This is a genomic window from Ruegeria sp. HKCCA5426, from assembly GCF_013034585.1.
Taxonomy (GTDB): domain Bacteria; phylum Pseudomonadota; class Alphaproteobacteria; order Rhodobacterales; family Rhodobacteraceae; genus Ruegeria.
Window position 1 is genome coordinate 306,400 of sequence record NZ_WQGH01000002.1, and the last position, 20,405, is coordinate 326,804.

General features: G+C 59.0%; 17 protein-coding genes and 1 pseudogene. 5 read left to right on the forward strand and 13 right to left on the reverse strand.

Annotated features, from left to right (window positions below; all coding sequences use genetic code 11):
• The first annotated feature begins 37 nt into the window (after positions 1-37).
• The 3 genes from GOV87_RS04065 (at position 38) to GOV87_RS04075 (ending at position 4,847) form a co-directional block, all read left to right on the forward strand.
• A complete protein-coding gene (locus tag GOV87_RS04065; RefSeq protein WP_171210912.1) occupies positions 38-3,193 on the forward strand; it encodes a valine--tRNA ligase in 3,156 nt (1,051 codons plus the stop codon).
• A 125-nt stretch (positions 3,194-3,318) separates the two neighbouring features.
• Positions 3,319-4,482 (forward strand): benzoate/H(+) symporter BenE family transporter, encoded by a 1,164-nt coding sequence (locus GOV87_RS04070; protein WP_171210913.1) that lies wholly within the window; start codon positions 3,319-3,321, stop codon positions 4,480-4,482.
• A 32-nt stretch (positions 4,483-4,514) separates the two neighbouring features.
• The gene (locus GOV87_RS04075; RefSeq protein ID WP_171210914.1) at positions 4,515-4,847 is read left to right on the forward strand and encodes a DUF1992 domain-containing protein; all 333 of its coding nucleotides are present in this window, start codon (positions 4,515-4,517) and stop codon (positions 4,845-4,847) included.
• On the opposite strand, the gene GOV87_RS04080 is transcribed toward GOV87_RS04075, so the two are convergent.
• Together GOV87_RS04080 and GOV87_RS04085 are read right to left on the reverse strand one after the other, a co-directional pair.
• Positions 4,848-5,630: a crotonase/enoyl-CoA hydratase family protein gene (locus GOV87_RS04080; RefSeq protein ID WP_171121897.1), complete on the reverse strand. Its 783-nt coding sequence runs from the start codon at positions 5,628-5,630 to the stop codon at positions 4,848-4,850.
• 58 nt (positions 5,631-5,688) lie between these two features.
• On the reverse strand, positions 5,689-6,765 hold the full coding sequence (locus tag GOV87_RS04085) for an SMP-30/gluconolactonase/LRE family protein (protein WP_171210915.1): 1,077 nt from the start codon (positions 6,763-6,765) through the stop codon (positions 5,689-5,691).
• A gap of 94 nt (positions 6,766-6,859) precedes the next feature.
• On the opposite strand from GOV87_RS04085, the gene GOV87_RS04090 reads away from it, so the two are divergent.
• Positions 6,860-7,966, forward strand: coding sequence for a pyridoxal phosphate-dependent aminotransferase (locus GOV87_RS04090; RefSeq protein ID WP_171211059.1), 1,107 nt, complete (start codon positions 6,860-6,862; stop codon positions 7,964-7,966).
• Between the two features lie 28 nt (positions 7,967-7,994).
• Here the strand turns inward: GOV87_RS04090 and GOV87_RS04095 are convergent, their stop codons facing one another.
• From GOV87_RS04095 to GOV87_RS04120, 6 genes are all read right to left on the reverse strand, one after another.
• Positions 7,995-9,185 carry an alanine--glyoxylate aminotransferase family protein gene (locus GOV87_RS04095; protein WP_171210916.1) on the reverse strand — a complete coding sequence of 397 codons (1,191 nt, stop codon included), beginning with the start codon at positions 9,183-9,185 and terminating at the stop codon, positions 7,995-7,997.
• Between the two features lie 50 nt (positions 9,186-9,235).
• Positions 9,236-9,868, reverse strand: a complete 633-nt coding sequence (locus GOV87_RS04100) for a bifunctional 4-hydroxy-2-oxoglutarate aldolase/2-dehydro-3-deoxy-phosphogluconate aldolase (protein WP_171125637.1) — start codon at positions 9,866-9,868, stop codon at positions 9,236-9,238.
• Between the two features lie 3 nt (positions 9,869-9,871).
• The gene (gene edd, locus GOV87_RS04105) at positions 9,872-11,677 is read right to left on the reverse strand and encodes a phosphogluconate dehydratase (protein WP_217360780.1); all 1,806 of its coding nucleotides are present in this window, start codon (positions 11,675-11,677) and stop codon (positions 9,872-9,874) included.
• A 2-nt stretch (positions 11,678-11,679) separates the two neighbouring features.
• Positions 11,680-13,125: a glucose-6-phosphate dehydrogenase gene (gene zwf, locus GOV87_RS04110; protein ID WP_171121893.1), complete on the reverse strand. Its 1,446-nt coding sequence runs from the start codon at positions 13,123-13,125 to the stop codon at positions 11,680-11,682.
• A gap of 139 nt (positions 13,126-13,264) precedes the next feature.
• Positions 13,265-15,508: a phosphoenolpyruvate--protein phosphotransferase gene (gene ptsP, locus GOV87_RS04115; RefSeq protein ID WP_171125639.1), complete on the reverse strand. Its 2,244-nt coding sequence runs from the start codon at positions 15,506-15,508 to the stop codon at positions 13,265-13,267.
• Between the two features lie 47 nt (positions 15,509-15,555).
• The gene (locus GOV87_RS04120; RefSeq protein ID WP_171210917.1) at positions 15,556-16,794 is read right to left on the reverse strand and encodes an aspartate kinase; all 1,239 of its coding nucleotides are present in this window, start codon (positions 16,792-16,794) and stop codon (positions 15,556-15,558) included.
• 165 nt (positions 16,795-16,959) lie between these two features.
• On the opposite strand from GOV87_RS04120, the gene GOV87_RS04125 reads away from it, so the two are divergent.
• On the forward strand, positions 16,960-17,313 hold the full coding sequence (locus tag GOV87_RS04125) for a hypothetical protein (RefSeq protein ID WP_171210918.1): 354 nt from the start codon (positions 16,960-16,962) through the stop codon (positions 17,311-17,313).
• On the opposite strand, the pseudogene GOV87_RS04130 reads toward GOV87_RS04125, so the two are convergent.
• The 5 genes and pseudogenes from GOV87_RS04130 to GOV87_RS04150 form a co-directional block, all read right to left on the reverse strand.
• A pseudogene (locus GOV87_RS04130) lies at positions 17,310-17,947 on the reverse strand (SDR family NAD(P)-dependent oxidoreductase). The gene GOV87_RS04125 and the pseudogene GOV87_RS04130 sit on opposite strands and share 4 nt — an antisense overlap.
• Positions 17,948-17,949: 2 nt before the next feature.
• On the reverse strand, positions 17,950-18,405 hold the full coding sequence (locus GOV87_RS04135) for a DUF1178 family protein (RefSeq protein ID WP_171121888.1): 456 nt from the start codon (positions 18,403-18,405) through the stop codon (positions 17,950-17,952).
• Between the two features lie 71 nt (positions 18,406-18,476).
• Positions 18,477-18,941, reverse strand: a complete 465-nt coding sequence (locus GOV87_RS04140; RefSeq protein WP_171210919.1) for an NUDIX hydrolase — start codon at positions 18,939-18,941, stop codon at positions 18,477-18,479.
• A 121-nt stretch (positions 18,942-19,062) separates the two neighbouring features.
• A complete protein-coding gene (locus tag GOV87_RS04145) occupies positions 19,063-19,806 on the reverse strand; it encodes an EcsC family protein (protein WP_171125646.1) in 744 nt (247 codons plus the stop codon).
• A gap of 53 nt (positions 19,807-19,859) precedes the next feature.
• Entirely contained in the window at positions 19,860-20,354 is a 495-nt protein-coding gene (locus GOV87_RS04150; RefSeq protein ID WP_171121885.1) for a GNAT family N-acetyltransferase, read from the reverse strand.
• Between the last annotated feature and the right edge of the window lie 51 nt (positions 20,355-20,405).

Genomic DNA, 20,405 nt, shown 5'->3' on the forward strand with positions numbered 1-20,405 from the left:
GGCGCTAACCCAAGATTGATGACGCAGGACGCACCCCATGGCGATGGAAAAGACATTCAATGCGGCAGAGGCCGAGGCCCGTATCTATAAAACCTGGGAACAGGCCGGAGCCTTCAAGGCAGGCGCGAACAAATCGCGCGACGAAAGCTTTACCATCATGATCCCACCGCCCAACGTGACCGGCGCGCTGCATGTGGGTCATGCGTTCAACAACACGCTGCAGGACATCCTGATCCGTTGGCACCGCATGCGTGGCTTCGACACCCTCTGGCAGCCCGGTCAGGACCACGCGGGCATCGCCACACAGATGCAGGTCGAAAAGATGCTGGCCGCCACACAGCAGCCCAGCCGGACCGAACTGGGGCGCGAGGCATTTCTTGACAAGGTCTGGGAGTGGAAAGGCGAATATGGCGGCACGATTATCGAACAGTTGAAGCGTCTGGGGTCTTCCTGCGACTGGTCACGGAACGCCTTCACCATGGCAGGCGCACCACGCGATCCGCGCACCGGCCACGAAAACTCAGCCAACTTCCACGACGCGGTGATCAAGGTTTTCGTCGACATGTACGAAAAAGGCCTGATCTATCGCGGCAAGCGGCTGGTCAACTGGGACCCGCATTTCGAGACCGCGATCTCGGATTTGGAAGTCGAGAATATCGAAACGCCCGGCCACATGTGGCACTTCAAATACCCGCTGGCCGGGGGCGAGACCTACACCTTTGTCGAAAAAGACGAGGACGGGAATGTCGTTCTGACGGAAGAGCGCGATTACATTTCCATCGCCACGACCCGCCCCGAAACCATGCTGGGCGACGGCGCTGTTGCGGTTCATCCCTCGGATGAGCGTTACGCGCCAATCGTAGGCAAACTCTGCGAAATCCCGGTTGGCCCGAAAGAGCATCGCCGTCAGATCCCGATCATCACCGATGAGTATCCGGACCCCGACTTCGGCTCGGGCGCGGTGAAGATCACTGGTGCACATGACTTCAACGACAACATGGTCGCCAAGCGTGGCGGCATCCCGATGTACCGCCTGATGGACACCAAAGGAGCGATGCGGGCCGATGGTGCACCCTACGCAGAAGAAGCGGACAAGGCGCAGGAATACGCGCGCGGCAAGGACTTCACCGAGAACGAGATCGACGCGATCAACCTGATCCCTGATCACCTGCGCGGGCTGGATCGGTTCGAGGCGCGCGCGAAGGTGGTGGAAGAAATCACAGCCGACGGACTGGCCGTCGTGACTCGCGCAGATGACCCGCGTCTGGGTGTGAAGCTGGGTGAGGATGACGACCCGGCAGCGCTGGTTCCGCTGGTTGAAAGCAAGCCGATCATGCAGCCCTTCGGCGACCGCTCGAAAGTGGTCATCGAGCCGATGTTCACCGACCAGTGGTTCGTCGACGCCGAAAAGGTCGTCGGTCCCGCGTTGGATGCGGTCAAGGACGGCACGGTCAAGATCATCCCCGAGTCGGGCGAGAAGACCTATTACCACTGGCTGGAAAACATCGAGCCTTGGTGCATCTCGCGCCAGTTGTGGTGGGGGCATCAGATTCCGGTTTGGTATGGGCTGGACCTGTCCGCCGAAGACTTCGTCGACGACGAGAATGACGGAGACCTGGATCTGGTCGAATTGGGCCGTTTGCTGAACGAAGGCGGCATGCTGCACCGTGGCAATATCATGGAATGCGCTGCGAGCCTTGAAGCTGTTACCGAGAAATTCCTCGACGACAACGCAAACATTCCCAGCCCTCTGAGCCACGCTACCGTTGTCGAAGTCGCCGACAAGCAGGAAGCGATCCATCAGTTCGCGGAAAGCCTTGCTCAGTACGCAGTTGAACAAGACCCGACCAAGTTGGTTTACCCGGTCTGGCGCGACCCCGACGTGCTCGACACGTGGTTCTCCTCCGGCCTCTGGCCCATCGGCACTCTGGGCTGGCCTGAGCAGACCGAGGAGCTAAAGCGCTACTTCCCCACGGACGTTCTGATCACCGGCGCGGATATTCTGTTCTTCTGGGTCGCCCGGATGATGATGATGCAACTGGCCGTGGTGAATGAAATCCCGTTCCACACCGTCTACCTGCACTCGCTCGTCCGCGACGAGAAGGGCAAGAAGATGTCCAAGACCACCGGCAACGTCATCGACCCGCTGGAGATCGTGGACGAATTCGGCGCCGACGCGCTGCGCTTTACCAATGCGTCGATGGCGGCGATTGGCGGCGTACTGAAACTGTCTCGTGAACGCATTACCGGCTATCGCAATTTCGGTACGAAACTGTGGAACGCCGTCCGCTTTGCCGAGATGAACGAGGTCTTCACCGACGCCGTCCCGCAACTGGACGTGGCCGACCTGAAGCCCAAGGCGGCCGTAAACCGCTGGATCATCGGCGAAACCGCCCGCGTGCGGGCCGAGGTTGACGCGGCGCTGGAAAGCTATCGCTTCAACGACGCCGCCAACGGGCTTTATGCCTTTGTCTGGGGCAAGGTCTGCGACTGGTATGTAGAACTGTCGAAACCCCTGCTGCAAGGCGATGACACCGAAGCTCAGGCGGAAGCCCGCGCAACCATGCGCTGGGTTCTGGATCAGTGCATGGTCCTGTTGCACCCGATCATGCCCTTCATAACCGAAGAACTTTGGGGTTTGACCGGCACGCGGCCCAAGATGATCGTCCACGCCGACTGGCCAACTTATGCTGCTGCCGATCTGGTTGATGCCGATGCAGATCGTGAGATGAACTGGGTGATCTCGGTGATCGAAAACACCCGCTCGGCCCGTGCGCAGATGCGGGTTCCGGCTGGTCTATACGTGCCGATGCTGGTGATGGATATCGACGCGCATGGCCAAGCTGCTTGGGACCGCAATGAGGCGCTGATCAAACGTCTGGCGCGGATTGACAGCCTGACCAAAGCGGATGAGCTGCCTAAGGGCACCATCTCAATCGCCGCCCCCGGCGCGTCTTTTGGCCTGCCGCTGGCCGATATCATCGACATCGGTGCCGAAAAGGAACGGTTGGAGAAAGCCAAAGGCAAGCTGGCCAAGGAACTCGGCGGTCTGCGCGGGCGTCTGAACAACCCCAAATTCGTGGCTTCGGCCCCGGAAGAGGTTGTGGAAGAAGCCAAAGCCAACCTCGCCGCCCGCGAAGAGGAAGAAGCGAAGCTGAATGAGGCATTGGCCCGCCTGTCCGAGATCGCCTGATCCGTCTTCACGCCCCAACACTCTAACCCCGCCTTACTGGCGGGGTTTTCTTTTGCGCAACTGGGGGTTGCCGCCCCACCCTCACGCTTGGTAGCACGGTTCGAGGCAACCCCACCGAGGCCAAAATGACGCGCGCAGCCCCTCCGATCCAAACTGTCTCGACCGGGTTGGTCGTGGCCATCGTCGGCTTCTTCAGCTCATTTCCCATTGTCCTTCAGGGTTTGACTGCGATGGGGGCGTCACCGGCCCAAGCAGCCTCGGGGTTGATGATGGCGGCTATCGCCATGGGTCTGGCGGCCATAGGTCTAAGCCTGCGATATCACCTACCTATCAGCGTTGCATGGTCCACACCCGGAGCGGCCCTGCTTGCCGTGTCCGCCACGCCGGCGGCGGGCTTTTCAGAGGCCGTGGGTGCGTTTTTGTGCGCTGGCGCGTTGACAGTTCTGGCCGGGCTGTGGATACCGCTGGGCCGCCTTGCTGCGGCGATCCCAACCACGCTGGCACAGGCTATGTTAGGCGGTGTTCTGTTGCCGCTTTGCATTCTGCCCTTCAAAGCCGCCGTTGACCTGCCATGGCAGGCCCTTCCCGTAATCCTGACATGGTTTGTTGCCGGGCGTTTCAACCGGCTGCTCGCCGTGCCCGCCGCCGTCATCGCGGCGGCCATCGTGGTCGTTCTAAATGCCAAGGGTGCATCTGTTGCGCCGGCACAGGTGGTGGCCACTCCGGTCTGGACGTGGCCCACATTCTCAGTGGCTTCCATTATCGGCATCGGTCTTCCGTTGTTCATCGTCACGATGGCCACGCAGAACATCCCCGGTATCGCCGTGATGCGCAGCTTTGGTTACCAGCCTGTCTCAGGGCGCCTGTTTTCGGCCGTGGGTGGCGCAAGCGTACTGTCGGCGACATTCGGAGCGCCAGCAACCTGCCTTGCTGCGATCACCGCAGCGATGTGTTCGAACGAAGACAGCCATCCCGATCCAAATCAACGCTATTGGTCCGCTGTGATGGCCGGTGTGTTTTATTGCGTGTTCGGCGTGTTTGCCGTCGCAATTACAGGGTTTGCCGTTCATGCCGATCCGTTGCTGATGGGCACGCTGACCGGCGTTGCCCTGATCGGCGTGATGGCCAATGCAACCTTTGCGGCGCTCGAAGTGCCTGCCGAACGCGAAGCCGCAATCCTGACCTTTGCGATCACGGCCTCGGGCATATCAGTCTTCGGGCTGGGTGCCGCAGTTTGGGGCCTTTTGGCAGGCGGCGTCGCCTATTTGATTGCAAATCGAAGCCGCTAGCCGCGCGGCCCGGCACACTGTAGAAAAAAGATATGTTTGGATCGCTGGGAAAGCTCATTGAGCGTCAGATCAAAAAGGCGCAAGCCGAAGGCCAATTGCATGGGCTTGAAGGCGAAGGCCGCCCCCTGCCCGATCGCTCTGGCGAGGAGCAAAGCGACCCGGCAACTGCCGCCGGATACAGAATAATGGCTCAGGCCGGGGTGCTGCCCGAAGAGTTCAAGATCAAGAAATACCTGGACGCAGCGCGCCAGGACTACACCACCCTGACCGATCCGCAGGCGCGCAAACAGGCGATGGCCCGCATCGCCGATCTGGAGATGCGGTACAACATGGCACGAGATGCACGGCGCGCCTTTACGCGCTAGTTACTTGAATACAGGCTTGCGGCCCTGCATCTGGGCTGCAATCACCTCCATCTGGTCCGGTTTTCCGATCAGTTCTACCTGCTCGATGGATTCCTCCATAAGAGTTTCCGCGCGGCTATGGCTTTCGGCGAAATCTATGACCCGCTTGGCCGCGCGAATACCTGATGGGCTTTTGGACGCGATGTCCTCGGCAATCGCCGTGGCCTCGGTCAAAGGATCGTCGGAAAGCTTAGTCACAAGCCCCCAATCCGCCGCCTGCTGCGCCCCAACGGGCCGGGCGGTATAGGTCAAAAGGCGGATCACATCGCTGCCAACCAGATGCGGCAGCATATACATCGCGCCCATATCCGGGATAATGCCCCACTTCATTTCAAGCACGGCGAGTTTACTGTCAGGGTGCGCAATACGGATATCGGCCCCCAGCGCGATCTGAAGACCGCCGCCATAGGCCACGCCTTCGATAGCGCAAATCACCGGGACCGGAACGCGGCGCCATGTCAGCGCCAGTTCCTGAAGGTCGTTGGCATCCCCATGGCTGCGGGTCATCAGCCATTCGGACGGGTTGTTATTGGCGTATTTCGCAAGGCTGGCCATATCCAGACCAGCGCAGAAATTTCCGCCCTGCCCCGACAGCACAACCGCACGCGCGTCCGAGGCGGCAACCTCCTGCCCTGCGGACAGAATTGCATTGAACATCGCATCATCCAGCGCGTTCATCTTCTCGCCGCGCGTCAAAGTGACGTGGGCAATGTGATCTTTGTATTCTACTGATACACGCGACATGTGAACTTCCCTATTCCAGTTTCGGCAAAGATGCCTGCAACACCCACAAAGTTCCAGATCAACGTAGGGGCAATCCCTCGACGGCCATGCGCCCAAACCACGGGGAATCCAGCGTCATGACATAGAACTGGTTTCCAACGATCTTCCCGCCGGTTGTAATCCCCAACCGGCCCTGTGGGTCCTGCAGGTTTTGTAGGATGTTTCCCTCTCCGTCGAATTGAATCAGCATTCCGCGATGGATCGGTGCAGGCCGCACCATCGGACCCAGCCGCCAAATCACCTTGCGCAGGAACGGATAAGGCATCAAAGCTTCGGTCGGCACGCGCGGGCTGGCGAACGCCATCCAATAGGTGCCGTCACCCTGCGCCTCGATATTGTCCGGATAGCCTGGCAAGTTGTCCATCAGAACTGCGCGCTCGCCCGCATTTGGACCGGTCAGCCATAGTTTATGGACCTGTGCACGCCCGGTTTCCGCGATCAGCAGAAAATCTTCGTCCGGAGACAGCGCAACACCGTTCGTGTAGACGAACCCATCGGCCACCTTTTCGGTGCTGCCGTCGGGCGCGTACTTGGCGACATACCCGGTGTCCGATTGCTCCCAGATCGTCATCACGGATGTGGGTTTGGTACCGCCCATTGTTTCGGGGTCGAAACGATCTGAAGAGTTGGAGAAATATACCGTCCCGTCCCGGGCCACATCCAATTGGTTGGCATAGATCAAAGGCTTCCCGTCAACTTCAGAGGTAAGCAACTCTAACGAACCGGGACCATTCCAACGCCTCAACCCACGAAAGCTGTCCGCGATATACAGCGCACCGTCCGGGCCCGCCTTGAGGCCCAACGGACGCCCACCAAGTTCGTCGACCTTGATGGGGGCTTCGCCGTCAATACGGAACAGAGCGCCGGACGCTGTGGTTGTATAAGCGGTTCCATCCGGCAATACGGCGATGTCTTCGGGACCCACCTCATCATCAGGAAATGCGATCAATTCAAGCTGATCCAGCGCGTTGTTTTCGGCAAACTCGCCTGCGAACTCAGGTGCTTGTGGTGGTTCCCACGCGACCGGCTCAACCTCAACCGGCCAAAAAATCAGATAGGCTAGCCCGATCAGGATCAGCCCCAACAAAACGCGCATCTGCACCCCTCCCTCAACAATTTTGTGTAGGGTGGGCGGCAATCGCGCACAACACAAGGTTGCTCGCCCCGTGACCTTACGTTTATCTGCCTATATGACTGACCCACGCTACACCCCGCTTGCCCTGTCCCTGCCTGCGACCGTGCCCTTTGTTGGCCCCGAAACACAGGAGCGCCAGCGGGGTGCGCCTTTCATTGCCCGGCTTGGCGCGAACGAAAGTGTCTTCGGCCCCTCGCCGCGCGCGGCCGAGGCAATGGCAAATACTGAAATCTGGATGTACGGCGATCCCGAAAACCATGACCTGCGCCACGCATTGGCTGAACATCATGGCGTTGGGGCAGACAATATCGTCGTAGGGGAAGGGATTGATGGGCTTTTGGGCTACCTCGTCCGGCTTTTGATCGGACCCGGCGACGCCGTTGTCACCTCGGACGGTGCCTACCCGACATTCAACTACCACGTGGCAGGGTTCGGTGGTGTGTTGCACACCGTTCCCTATCGCGACGATCACGAAGACCCGGCGGCCCTGTTTGCTCTGGCCGCAGAAACGGATGCCAAGCTGGTCTATCTGGCCAATCCCGACAACCCTATGGGAAGCTGGCATTCCGGCAAGGATATCGTCGCGGCGCTGGACGATCTGCCTGACGGGTGCCTGCTGGTTCTGGATGAGGCTTACGTGGAATGCGCGCCCGAAGGGACCGAAGCCCCTGTCGTAGCCGATGATCCCCGCGTTATCCGGATGCGCACCTTTTCAAAGGCTTATGGAATGGCAGGGGCGCGCGTCGGATATGCGATTGGCGCACCCGAATTGATATCGGCGTTCAACAAGGTACGGAACCATTTCGGCATGAACCGCGCAGCGCAAGCTGGGGCGCTGGCAGCGCTGCAAGACGACGCCTGGTTAAAACGGATTCAGAACAAGATCGCTGAGGCCCGCACCCGGATCGGACAGATCGCAACAAAGAATGGTCTGACCCCCTTGCCGTCGGCCACGAATTTCGTTGCCATTGATTGCCGGCGGGACGGTAACTTTGCTAAGGCGGTTCTCGAGTCGCTTGTCGCGCAGGGTGTTTTCGTTCGAATGCCCTTTGCTGCGCCTCAGAACAGGTGCATTCGGGTAAGCTGCGGCGAGGCGTGCGATCTGGATGCCTTTGCCGCAGCTCTGCCAAAGGCGCTTGAGGCCGCAAACGCGCGCGCATGAACTGCGCCAATACGCTCGGCAGTTCGCGTTACGAAACCAACGCAGCCGCCGCAGCCTCCAACGCGCCTGTGCCGCGCGGGATCCCGAGCGCGGCCAGCCCGGTTTCAACCCCGCCCAAAATGGCCATGACCATCTGCCCATTCACATGCCCCATGTGACCAAGACGGAAACATCCGTCCCAGTCCTCCATCCCAAGGCCGATGCCCAAGGTAAGGCCCAGTTGGGTTTCCGTAAATTCCCGAAGGGCCGTGCCCCGACCGTCGGTCAGCCGCAAGGCGGTTACGGCACGGCTACGGTCTTGGCGATCTGCGACGTTCAAGTGCAAAGCACCGCCCTCGGCCCAGATTTCGCAGGCCGTCCAAATAGCTCCTGCAAGTCGTTCGTGGCGCGCCCAGACCTGTTCGATCCCCTCGGCATGGATGATATCCAAGGCAGCGCGCAGACCATATAGGTGATGGGTCGGAGCTGTCCCGTTGAAATACTGATAAAACAGCTCCGGATTAGCCCGCGGCACCCAATCCCAATATTGCGACACCCGGGGCATAGTGGCGCGCTTGGCCTGCGCCTTGTCATTAAAAAAGACAAACCCCACACCTGCAGGCGTCATCAGCCCCTTTTGACAGGCAGTGACCATGACATCGACGCCCCAGGCATCCATTTCGAACCGATCACACCCCAGCGAGGCGATACAATCCGCCATCAAAAGCGCCGGGTGGTTCAAGTCATCCAGTAACGCGCGAAGTGTTGGAATATCGTTTCGGATCGAACTTGAGGTATCCACATGCACGGCCAGAACCGCTTTGATTTCATGCGCTTTATCAGCGCGCAACGCGTCACCGATACGTTCGAAATCCCAGGCAGATGACGTGCCGAAGTCGATCAATTGCGCCGTTCCACCGATCCCTTCCGCCATCTCTGCCCAGCCGTGGGTGAACCGACCCGAAGCTGGTGCCAAAACACGTTCGCCGGGGGCAATGACGTTCGACAGGGCAGCTTCCCAAGTGCCGTGCCCGTTGGCGATATAAATTGCGACGTTGTGCTCGGTTCGGGCGACGCGACATAGGTCGCGGGTCAGCGCGGGCATCATTTCGATCAACTCGCCATCATAGATATTGGGCGAGGGACGGTGCATCGCTTGCAAAACGGCGTCGGGCATTACCGACGGCCCGGGAATAGCCAAATACTCACGCCCCTGCGCGAGAGAGTTGTGATTTTTCATGGGATCAACCTGTTAGAATTGGCCTCACCCTAACGTGTGGCCCGGCAGCGTCAATCCATCAGCTTGGACGCCTCGCGCGCAAGTGTTTCGATGCCCGCCCAATCTTGATCCAAAACCATCTGCTTTGGCGCAACCCAACTGCCACCGGCGCAGACAACGTTGGACAAAGACAGGTAATCGCGGGCATTCGCAGGCGAGACACCTCCGGTTGGACAGAACGTGATCTGCGGAAGCGGAGCACCAATTGCCTTCAATGCAGGCGCACCGCCTGAAGCTTCGGCAGGAAAGAACTTGAGCATATCATATCCCTGCTCCAGCAGACGCATTGCCTCGCTTGCCGTGGCCGCGCCGGGCAAGAGGGGCAGACCTTCGGCCTCGCATGCAGCGATCAAAGCTTCAGTCGCGCCGGGAGAGACACCAAATTGTGCGCCGGCCTCTTTCGCGGCACGGACGTCATCAGGGGTCACCAGTGTTCCAGCCCCTACGACACCGCCCGGCACTTGAGACATTGCGCGGATTGCATCCAGCGCCGCAGGCGTGCGCAGCGTAACTTCAAGCGCGGGAAGCCCACCAGCGACAAGCGCCTCGGCCAGTGGGCGCGCATCCTTGGCATCGTCGATAACCAGCACAGGAACGATAGGGGCAAGCGCGCAAATTTCGCGGGTGCGTTGGGTTTTGGACATGAATTAAACTCCGAAAATGCTGGCACCAGTGTCGGCCGACCCGACATTCTGGCGGAACGCGCCAAAGAGGTCGCGGCCAACGCCGTGCTGGTTTGCCGAAAGGTCTGCGGTTGCCGGGGCGCGATCAAGTACGCCGGGGGTCGTGATCTCCAATTCTCCGCTGACCGCATCTACACGCAGGATGTCGCCATCCCGTAAACAGGCGATGGGACCACCATCCAGCGCCTCGGGCACCACATGAATCGCGGCTGGAACTTTGCCCGATGCTCCAGACATCCGGCCATCAGTTACCAAAGCAACCTTTTGCCCCCTGCCCTGAAGGATCGAAAGCATCGGCGTCAGCGAGTGCAGTTCGGGCATTCCGTTGGCTTTCGGTCCCTGAAAGCGGACAACGACGATGACGTCATCCGTGAACTCACCGGCCTTGAACGCTGCTTTGACCTCTTCCTGGTCATGGAAAACACGTACCGGAGCTTCGACCACCTGATGCTCGGGCGCGACAGCAGATACCTTCATGACAGCGGTGCCCAGATTTCCGGTCAGGCGCGACAAGCCGCCTGTGGGCTGGAACGGATCCTTGGCCGGGCGCACGATCTTTTCGTTCAAGCTGTGTGCAGTGCCTTCTTCCCAGACCAGTTCACCATCTTTCAGCTTTGGCTCTTTGGTATAGTTGTGCAGCCCCTGCCCGGCGACCGTCAGCGTATCGGGATGCAGCAGGCCGTCTTCGAGTAGCGTGCCGATGCAATAGCCAAGGCCCCCCGCGGCATGGAAATGGTTCACATCGGCCAATCCATTCGGATAGACCCGCGCGACCAGCGGAACCACGGCGGAGATGTCCGAGAAATCCTCCCAATCCAGAACGATACCTCCGGCACGTGCCATGGCGATCAGGTGGATCAGCAGGTTCGTGGACCCTCCGGTTGCCATCAACCCGACGATACCATTCACAAAGGCGCGTTCGTCCAGCACCTGACAGACCGGCGTATAGTGATTACCCAGCGCGCTAAGTGACAAGGCACGGCGCGCGCCTTCTTCGGTCAACGCATCGCGCAAAGGTGTATTCGGGTTGATGAAGCTGGAGCCAGGAAGATGCAGGCCCATAAATTCCATCAACATCTGGTTGGTGTTGGCGGTTCCGTAAAAGGTGCAGGTGCCCGGCCCGTGATAGGCGGCCATTTCCGCCTTCATCAACGCGTCACGGCCGACTTCTCCGGTGGCAAACTGCTGACGAACCTTGGCCTTTTCGTCGTTCGGCAGGCCGCTTGTCATGGGTCCTGCAGGCAGGAACACGGCGGGCAAGTGACCAAACGCCTGCGCGCCGATGACCAGACCCGGCACGATCTTGTCGCACACCCCAAGGAACACGGCGGCGTCATACGTGTTGTGGCTAAGCGCCACTCCAGTGGCCAGCGCAATAACATCGCGCGAGAATAGCGACAGTTCCATCCCCGCTTCGCCCTGCGTGACGCCATCACACATGGCGGGAACGCCGCCTGCGACCTGCGCCGTGCCACCCGCCGCACGGATCGCGTCACGGATCAGCGCCGGATAGCGTTCGAACGGCTGATGCGCCGAGAGCATGTCGTTATAGGCGGTGACGATGCCCAGATTGCCAGCCGTTCCAGTTGCCATGGATTGCTGATCTTCACCCGCCCCGGCATAGGCATGAGCCTGACCGCTGCAGGATAGGTGCGCACGGGCTGGCCCTTTGGACTTGGCGTGCTCCATCCTCTCAAGATGCGGGCCGCGCAATTCGGCGCTGCGGTCGATGATGCGCCGGGTGACGTCGGTGATGACGGAATGTACCATAATTACCCTCCGATCTGACGCCAACGGCGTCCATCGCGATGCATCAGCATCAATGCTTCTTCCGGCCCTGAACTGCCCTGATCATATTTGGCTGGCCGGTCACCCCGATCTTCCCACCCCTGAATGATGGGATCGACCCAGGCCCAGGCGGCCTCGGCTTCGTCACCGCGCATGAACAGGGTTTGATCACCCCGGATCACATCCATTACCAGCCTCTCATAAGCATCCTGAGCACGCGCATCCGTGCCCAGCGCCTCGGCGAAGCTCATGTCCAGCGACACATCTGACAGGCGGAATCCACCGGGACCGGGGTCTTTGATGGTTGTGCGCAATGTGATGCCTTCGTCGGGCTGCAACCGAATGACCAGAACGTTGCCACGCAAGGGGCCTACGTTGGGAAAAATGGTATGCGGTGGGTCGCGGAAGAACACGGCAATTTCGGATTCGCGTGCGCGCAGACGCTTTCCAGTCCGCAGATAGAACGGCACTCCGGCCCAACGCCAGTTACCAAGATGCACCTTTAGGGCGATATAGCTTTCGGTGCGGCTGGCCGGGTTGCCGACATGATCCAGATAACCGTCCTCTCCCTGATCAGCCCGATATTGGCCCCGCGCGATGTCCGAGGGGTCCACGGGCTCTAACGCCTCAATAACCTTGACCTTTTCGTCGCGCACCGCATTGGGCGAAAACTTGGACGGAGGCTCCATCGCGGTCAGGCACAACAACTGAACAAGATGGTTCTGCACCATATCGCGCATTGCGCCAGACTGGTCGTAGTAAGCCCCCCGCCCTTCAACACCTACGGTTTCCGCAACTGTGATCTGAACATGATCAACATGGGTCGAATTCCAAAGCGGCTCGAACAGGGAATTGGCAAAACGCAGGGCCATAAGGTTCTGGACGGTTTCCTTACCCAGATAATGGTCGATGCGATAGATCTGATGTTCTTCGAAACAGGCACGCAACCCTTCATTCAGGGCCTTGGCAGAAGCCAGATCATGACCGAACGGTTTTTCCACCACAATTCGGCTGTCCGGTGTTGCCAGCCCGTTATCATTCAACCGCTGTGCAATGCCGGAAAACAGGCTGGGGCCTACAGACAGATAGAACGCGCGCACCACGTCGGGGCGCAATTTTTCAGCAAGGTCTGCCCACCCTGAGTCACCCAGCGCATCAACGGGGACATAGTCGACCCGGCTAAGGAACCGGTCCAATACATCCTGTTTGAACCCGGGGGCATATTTCTTCATGGATGCGCGAATCTGCTCTCGAAATGCATCACTGTCCATGTCCGACCGTGCTGTTCCGATGATACGGGCCTCTTCGGGCATTTGGTCCACTTCAAACCGGTGATACAGACCCGGCAAAATCTTGCGCTGCGCCAGATCGCCCGTTGCGCCGAACAACACAAGGTCGAACGGATTTACCGGAATTACGCGTGAAACCATCTGCAGGCTCCTTCAGTTGTCGCTGGCACATCGTTTTGCCACGCCAGTCATGTTATCGCTAACATTCAACGCGGGAGTATAAAAAACCATACTAAGAATCAACACTGGATTTGAAAAAATTTCAAAATCGACGACTCGGTCACCCTTGGTTTCGCAGCCATTCCATTACTGCAGGGCGAACGGATTGCTCACCCCGGTGACGTGCATCGGCAATGATCTTCCGCAGCGATTGCAAATCGGCGCGCAACAACACGCTTTTGACAGGCCCGATCGAGGCAGGCCGCATCGACAACGAACGGATACCCATAGCCGCCAGACACAACGCCTCAACCGGGCGGCCCGCGTCTTCGCCGCAAAAACTCAGCGGTGTATTCGATATGTTGCAGCGCTCGACAATACGTTCGATGAAACTGAGGAAGCTTACATTCAACGTATCATACCTGCGGCGCACCAGTTCATTTTCTCGGTCAGCCGCGAAAAAGAACTGCTTCAGATCGTTTCCCCCAATCGAGACAAAATCCACCTCATCATAAAATTTTTGAGGGGCAAAGCCCAAGGACGGGGTCTCAAGCATTGCGCCAACTTCTATTCTTTCGGGCAGGACATGCCCCAGCCGCTTTTCGCGTTCGATGGTCTTGTTGACTTCCCAACGGGCCTCGCGGAACTCATCTGCCTGCGCCACAAACGGGAACATCAGTGTCAGGGGGCGCCCGTTCGCTGCGCGCATCAGGGCCTGTAACTGCATCCGCATTACGCCGCGCTTGTCCAGACCGACCCGGATCGCACGCCACCCCAATGCAGGATTGGGTTCTTCTACGTGTTTCATGTAGGGCAGAACCTTGTCCGAGCCGATATCCAGCGTTCGGAACACCACTCGTTTTTCCCCGGCCGCGTCCAGAACGCGCTGATACTGGGTTACAAGTTCCGACCGCTTTGGCATCTGGTTTCTGATCAGGAACTGCAACTCGGTCCGGAACAGGCCCACGCCCTCGGCTCCGGAATTGTCCAGCGAAGGCAGGTCCGCCATAAGACCGGCATTCATCACGAGATTGATGCGCTCACCATCCCGAGTGACCGTCGGAGTATCCCTGATCGAGGCATATCGCTCCTGCGCCTTTGCCTGCATTGCAATCTTGTCACGAAACGCACTGACGACCGTATCTTCGGGCCGCAATTGAACGGTGCCCTGATCCCCATCCACAAGAATATGGTCACCGTTCAGCGCCTCGGTCGTGATCCGGCCGACATGTACCACCAAAGGAATCGCCAACGCACGGGCCACGATGGTGGCGTGGCTGCCGACTGAGCCTTCCTCAAGCACGATGCCCTTCAGCGACCGGCCATATTCCAGCAAGTCGCCCGGGCCGATGTTACGGGCGATCAGGATCGGGTCGGGCGGCAGATCCGCCCCGTTGGTGTTGCCCTGCCCGGTAAGAATACGCAGCAAGCGGTTGCTGAGGTCGTCCAGATCGGCGAGCCTCTCGCGTAGATAAGGGTCGGTAACCTGCCCCATCCGCGCACGCGCTTGTGACTGTTCCTTTTCAACCGCAGCTTCGGCACTCAGGCCACGGGCGATGTCTTCTTCCATCCTGCGCATCCAGCCCTTGGAGTTCGCAAACATCCGGTAGGCTTCCAGCACTTGTAACTGCTCGGTGTCGCCGTCCTTGGAAATCTCAAGCATTTTGTCGACGCCCACGCGCAGTTCCTCGACCGCTTCGGCCAAACGCTCACGCTCGCGATGGGGGTCTTCGGCGATGGGGTTGGTAACCACCACGCGCGGCTCGTGCAGCCAGACATGCCCTTCGGCGGAACCTTCCTGCGCCGGACCACCGGTTAGCTGCACAGATTGTTGGTGGCGGGGCGACAGGGCGGCGCCCTCACCCACGAACGCGCCCAGCTCGGTCATTTCGGCCAGAACCATGGCGACCACTTCCAACGCGTAAACCTCATCCGCCGAGTATTCGCGCGCATCGCGGGATTGCACGACCAGAACGCCCAGCTTTTCACCCAGACGCTGAATGGGCACCCCCAGGAAAGACGAAAACCGTTCTTCGCCCGTTTCGGGCATGTAACGGAAACCCTTGGCAGCAGGCGCATCCGGTGTGTTCACGATCTTGCCGTACTTCGCGACGCGCCCCACAAGCCCCTCACCCATGCGCATACGGGTCTTGTGAACCGCCTCGGGCGACAGACCTTCGGTCGCGCAGAGTTCAAGCGTATCCTCATCCCGGAACAGGTAAATCGAGCACACCTCGGCCCGGATACTGTCAGCGATCAGATGAGTGATCCGGTCAAGACGTTCCTGACCGGCGGCTTCGTTCGCCATCTCTTCGCGCAGCCGCCCCAGCAGCTTGCGGGATTCTGTTTCAGTGCCGTCCGCCATGGCCCACCCAAATTAGTGCGTCAGGCGAGACCCTTGGCAGAAAATGCTCAGGCCGCCTTGTCCAGTTCAAAGGCATCATGCAGTGCCTGAACCGCAAGTTCCATGTATTTCCTGTCCACAAGGACGGAAATTTTAATCTCAGAGGTTGTGATGACCTTAATGTTGATCCCCTCATCCGAGAGTATCTTGAACATTTTTGCCGCCACGCCGGATTGCGACCGCATCCCGATCCCCACGACCGAGACCTTGCAGACGTCTTCATCCGCGACCAGTTCGGTGTAGTTCAACTCGCCCGCGTCCTTAATCGCCAGCAATGCTTTTTCCGCCCGCGCCACCTGATCGGTCGGGCAGGAAAAGGTCATGTCCGTGCGCCCCTCATCAGAGATGTTCTGCACGATCATGTCCACGTTCACGCCTTCATCGCTGAGCGCGGTAAAGATGATCGAGGCGATGCCGGGGCGGTCGGCCACGGACACGACAGTCATCTTGGCTTCGTCACGGGAATAGGCAACACCGGCCACAACATTGGATTCCATGATATCCTCCTCATCGACGACCAGTGTACCGGCCTCGTCGGATTGTTCTTCGAAACTAGAAAGAACGCGCAGTTTCACCTTATAGCGCATCGCCAGTTCCACCGAACGGGTCTGCAAAACCTTGGCCCCCAGCGAGGCCAGTTCGAGCATTTCCTCGAACGAGATTCGATCCAGCTTGCGCGCTTTTTCACAAATGCGCGGGTCGGTGGTATAGACGCCATCCACATCGGTGTAGATATCGCAACGCTCGGCCCCAAATGCTGCGGCAAAGGCCACAGCCGTAGTGTCCGACCCACCACGGCCCAGCGTGGTGATACGCCCTTCGGGGCTGATACCCTGGAACCCGGCGACGACGGCGACTTTCATACCCTCGTCGAATTTCTGGGTCAGGTTCTCGGTCGGGATTTCCTCGATCCGGGCCTGACTGTGGGCGCTGGTCGTCATCAGCGGAACCTGCCAGCCCTGCCAGCTGCGCGCCGGAATATCCATTTCCTGCAACGTCAGAGCCATCAAACCTGCGGTGACGTTTTCGCCCGAAGACACAACCGCATCATATTCGCGTGCATCAAACAGCGGAGATGTTTCGTTCACCCAGCCAACCAACTCGTTGGTTTTGCCTGACATGGCCGACACGATGACAATCACATTATATCCCTTGGCCACTTCAACGCCGATGCGTTTCGCCGCGCGGCGAATGCGGTCCAGATTGGCGACCGACGTGCCGCCGAATTTCATCACGAGTACGGGCATGGGGGCTAGTGTCTCCGCGCCTTGGAATTCAGGTTTCGTGCGTCTTATGTCAGGGGGGGCCCAAGGGCAAGTGTTCAAAACCGTTTAGGTCCTTGCGCTCGATCGCTTTACATCGGATCACGGGGGTGTCAGCTTGCCAACATCAGATTTACCAAGGGGTTCCCCATGCCACGTTTCGTCTTCGCTTTAGCTGTCCTTGCAACGCCCGCGCTAGCACAGGAAACCACCCTGGCCGGAACCGACGGCAAGAGCTCTTTGGGCACCATCCCTTGCGCGACCATTGCAGGCGACGCCCTGCGTAGCTGCAACGCCGAGCTTAGGCGCCGTGACGATGGCGGTGCAACGCTGGCCGTAGGCATGGGCAATGGCGAGGTGCGCAACATCTATTTCACGGATGGCATCCCGGATTCGACCAATTCAACCGCCAAGCTCAGCTATGAAACGCGGGGCGACATCATGGTCATTTTTGTTGAGCCGGGAGAGGTGTACGAACTCCCCAAAGCCGCTTTGAATAATTAGTAATCGTGCGGCTGACCGTCATAGGTCTCAAAACATCCCGAAGTATCCAGAGACAGGGCTGCAAAACGGTCAACCAGACCATTCGCAGCCTCATCCACCGTGATCGCAGCCGCAGCACCGCCCATATCCGTCTGTACCCAGCCCGGATGATATATACCCACAGCAATCCCGTCGCCGCGCAGGTCTGCGGCAAGGTTACGCCCCAGATTGAGCGCGGCCGCTTTCGACGCGCGATAGATATAGCTACCTCCCGGTGCACGCGTATGTGATGCCATTTGCGAGGACAGGATCGCGATTTTGCCTTGCGATGCGCGAAGATTGGGCAGCAAAGACTGAACGGTCAGGAAACACCGGTCACATTCGCCGCAAATGTCTGCGCCCACATCTCGGCGGGATAACCATCAATGCGTTCCGCCTTGTCCAGATACACTCCGGCATTGCAGATCAAAAGGTCAACAGGCTGATCGCCCAATTGCGCAGCCATATCCGCATGGTGACCGGTGTCGGTCACATCCAGCACCACCTCGGCGCTGCCGTCCCGAGCGGTTCCTGTCACGTCATGGCCCTGCGCCCGATACCGGCCGGCAAGTGTCTTTCCGATGCCCCGGTTGGCTCCGGTAATCACGATATGCATGATCAGTTCGTCTTTCGGCTGGGCATGAAAGGAAGCGGTGCGACCGGCACCCCATCTTCGATCAGGGCTTTGGCCTCTTCCGGCTTCGCCTCGCCATAGATCGACCTCTCTGGTGCGTCGCCCAGATGCATTTTCCGGGCTTCGCTTGCAAAGTCCTTGCCGACGTAATCCGAATTTTCTTCGACCTTGCGCCGCAACTCGCTCAGAGCCTGCTCAACCTCCGGGGTCGGGCTGGTCATGTTCACGGCGTCTTCGGATGGGGCCGCCGTTTCGGTCCGTGCCTCAACACTGCGGGCAGAACGAACGCGCGGGGTCATGATCGCCTTCTCAACCTGCGCATCGCCGCAAACAGCACAGGTCACCATACCGGCGGCTGCCAACTTGTCGTAAGCTGTGGCCGACTGAAACCAACTATCAAAGGAGTGTCCCTTGCTGCACTTCAACGCGTATTGAATCATGATCCATCCAAAGTTCGATTGCAAAATAGATACTGACCCGCAAACCAATAGCAAGGGTCGTTAAACCCGCGTCAGTGTGCAAACAGGGCTACCTTGCGTAACAATTGGGCAAGATCGGGTGAACGAACCCGACTGGCAGCCTTTTGCGGCGATAGCCACGCACGCTGACGCTCATGGCATTCAGGATAAAACGCCGCCGTGGAACGGACCAAAAGCGGAAACACGTCCACCACACATAACACCGGCCCTTTCCTGCGCCGGTTTTTGTAATAGAAGAAATTTCCGATCACGTCGGGCGTGCAGTCGCCGATTGCCCCCGCCTCTTCCCACGCTTCCTGTCGCGCTGTGGCTGACGGCGATAATCCATCAATCAGCCCACCCTTGGGTATGATCCAACGGCCTGACTTGCGCGTTGTCACAAGCAGGACCTCGGGACCGTTTTCCAGAACACGATAGCACAAGGCAGCCGACTGCCTTTTGCCCGGACCATGTCCGGTGAGTTGTTGATTTTGCTTCCAAAGCCTGTGCTCGATCACGCTTTGCCGCCCGTCGTCTGCCTCCGTCTCCGCAAGCCCCTTTGCGCTTTGACGCTTATTTGGTGGGACTTGGCAACAACCCTACCACATGAAGTGTTTTATTCCAAGCACTTACGGGAATTTACATACGAGCCGCCAGCTTTCGGAGCAGATCATCATGCGGAATGTCGGCATCCAGCGCCAAACGCCGCAAGCCAAAATGAACACGCGCAATCTGTTGGTAATAGCGGGTGTAGACAAAATTTGTCCCTCCCCCCGCAATCGCCCCCAGAACAGGAACAGACTGCGCTGCCAACTTCTGTCCCAAGACAACGGACAATTTTGGCGCAACAGCAGCGATCAACCGCTGCATCGCGGGTCCCGTCAGGGTCAGCCTTACCGAGAAAAAACCAAGATCCGCGCCATCGTCAAAAGACAGCGGACCAGCAGCGGACAATACGCGGACACAGTCGAATTTCACGCCATCCTCCGAAGGATTAAAACCCTCTTGCGCTGCGGCACCCTGAATGGCCCGCAATAACATGGTGGTTGTCGCTGGCAGTTCCATCAATGCGGTTGAAACGCCGCCAATCCCTCCAGCCGCACCCATCGCCGTCGTCAGCGCCGTGTTGACCCAAGGCCGCTGATCCGGCACAGCCCGACGAGAGCTTTCCGCCGCATGCATCGCCATCCAAAGCGCCTGCTCAGTTGCCCCTGTCAAACCTTGCCTGACGGATGCAGGCAATTGTTCCAACAGGGATTCAGCCGATCCCCCGAGGCTGTTCAACAACTTGATACCTGGCCCACCGGCAGACTTGTAGTAGCGGGCCAAGCGGTCAAGTTCGGCTTCTGCATCCAGTTTTTCGACAAGAACCACGTCCTGCATACGTTCCCTCCTGCCCTAAAAACATTGGAATTTAGCTTTGCAAATTCAATAGCTCAGCGCGTCCAACGTGTAACAGGACCGCTCACACCACGCCAAACGCCCGGTTCCAACTCTGCACCCAATACACGGTCAGGGTTGGTAGGGGGCGGCATTTCCACACCATTCAGACGCGAGAATCCAAAGCGCGCGTAATATGGGGCATCTCCGACCAACATAACCCGCTGCCAGCCCTTGTCGCGCCCGGCCTGCAACCCTTCGTGGATCAGAAAACCGCCAAGGCCCTCTCCCTGATGGGTCGGGTGAACTGCGACGGGGCCCAACAGCAATGCGTCGTGACCTCCCACATGCACGGGCCAAAACCGGATCGCGCCCGCCAGAATACCCTGCGCGTCGCGTGCCACCAAGGAAAGTCCCGAAACCGGCGGGACATCATCGCGCAGCCGATAAGACGACAGCGCCTCGCGGCCAGGCGCAAAACACAGGTCATAAAGCGCCTCGACCTCCCACCAATCGTCCGGCTCTTCCGGCCTGATCCCGAATTGCTGCACGCCTGCCCTCTTTTCCTTGCTGGAATTTGGCCTAACACTTCGTTACGCCTT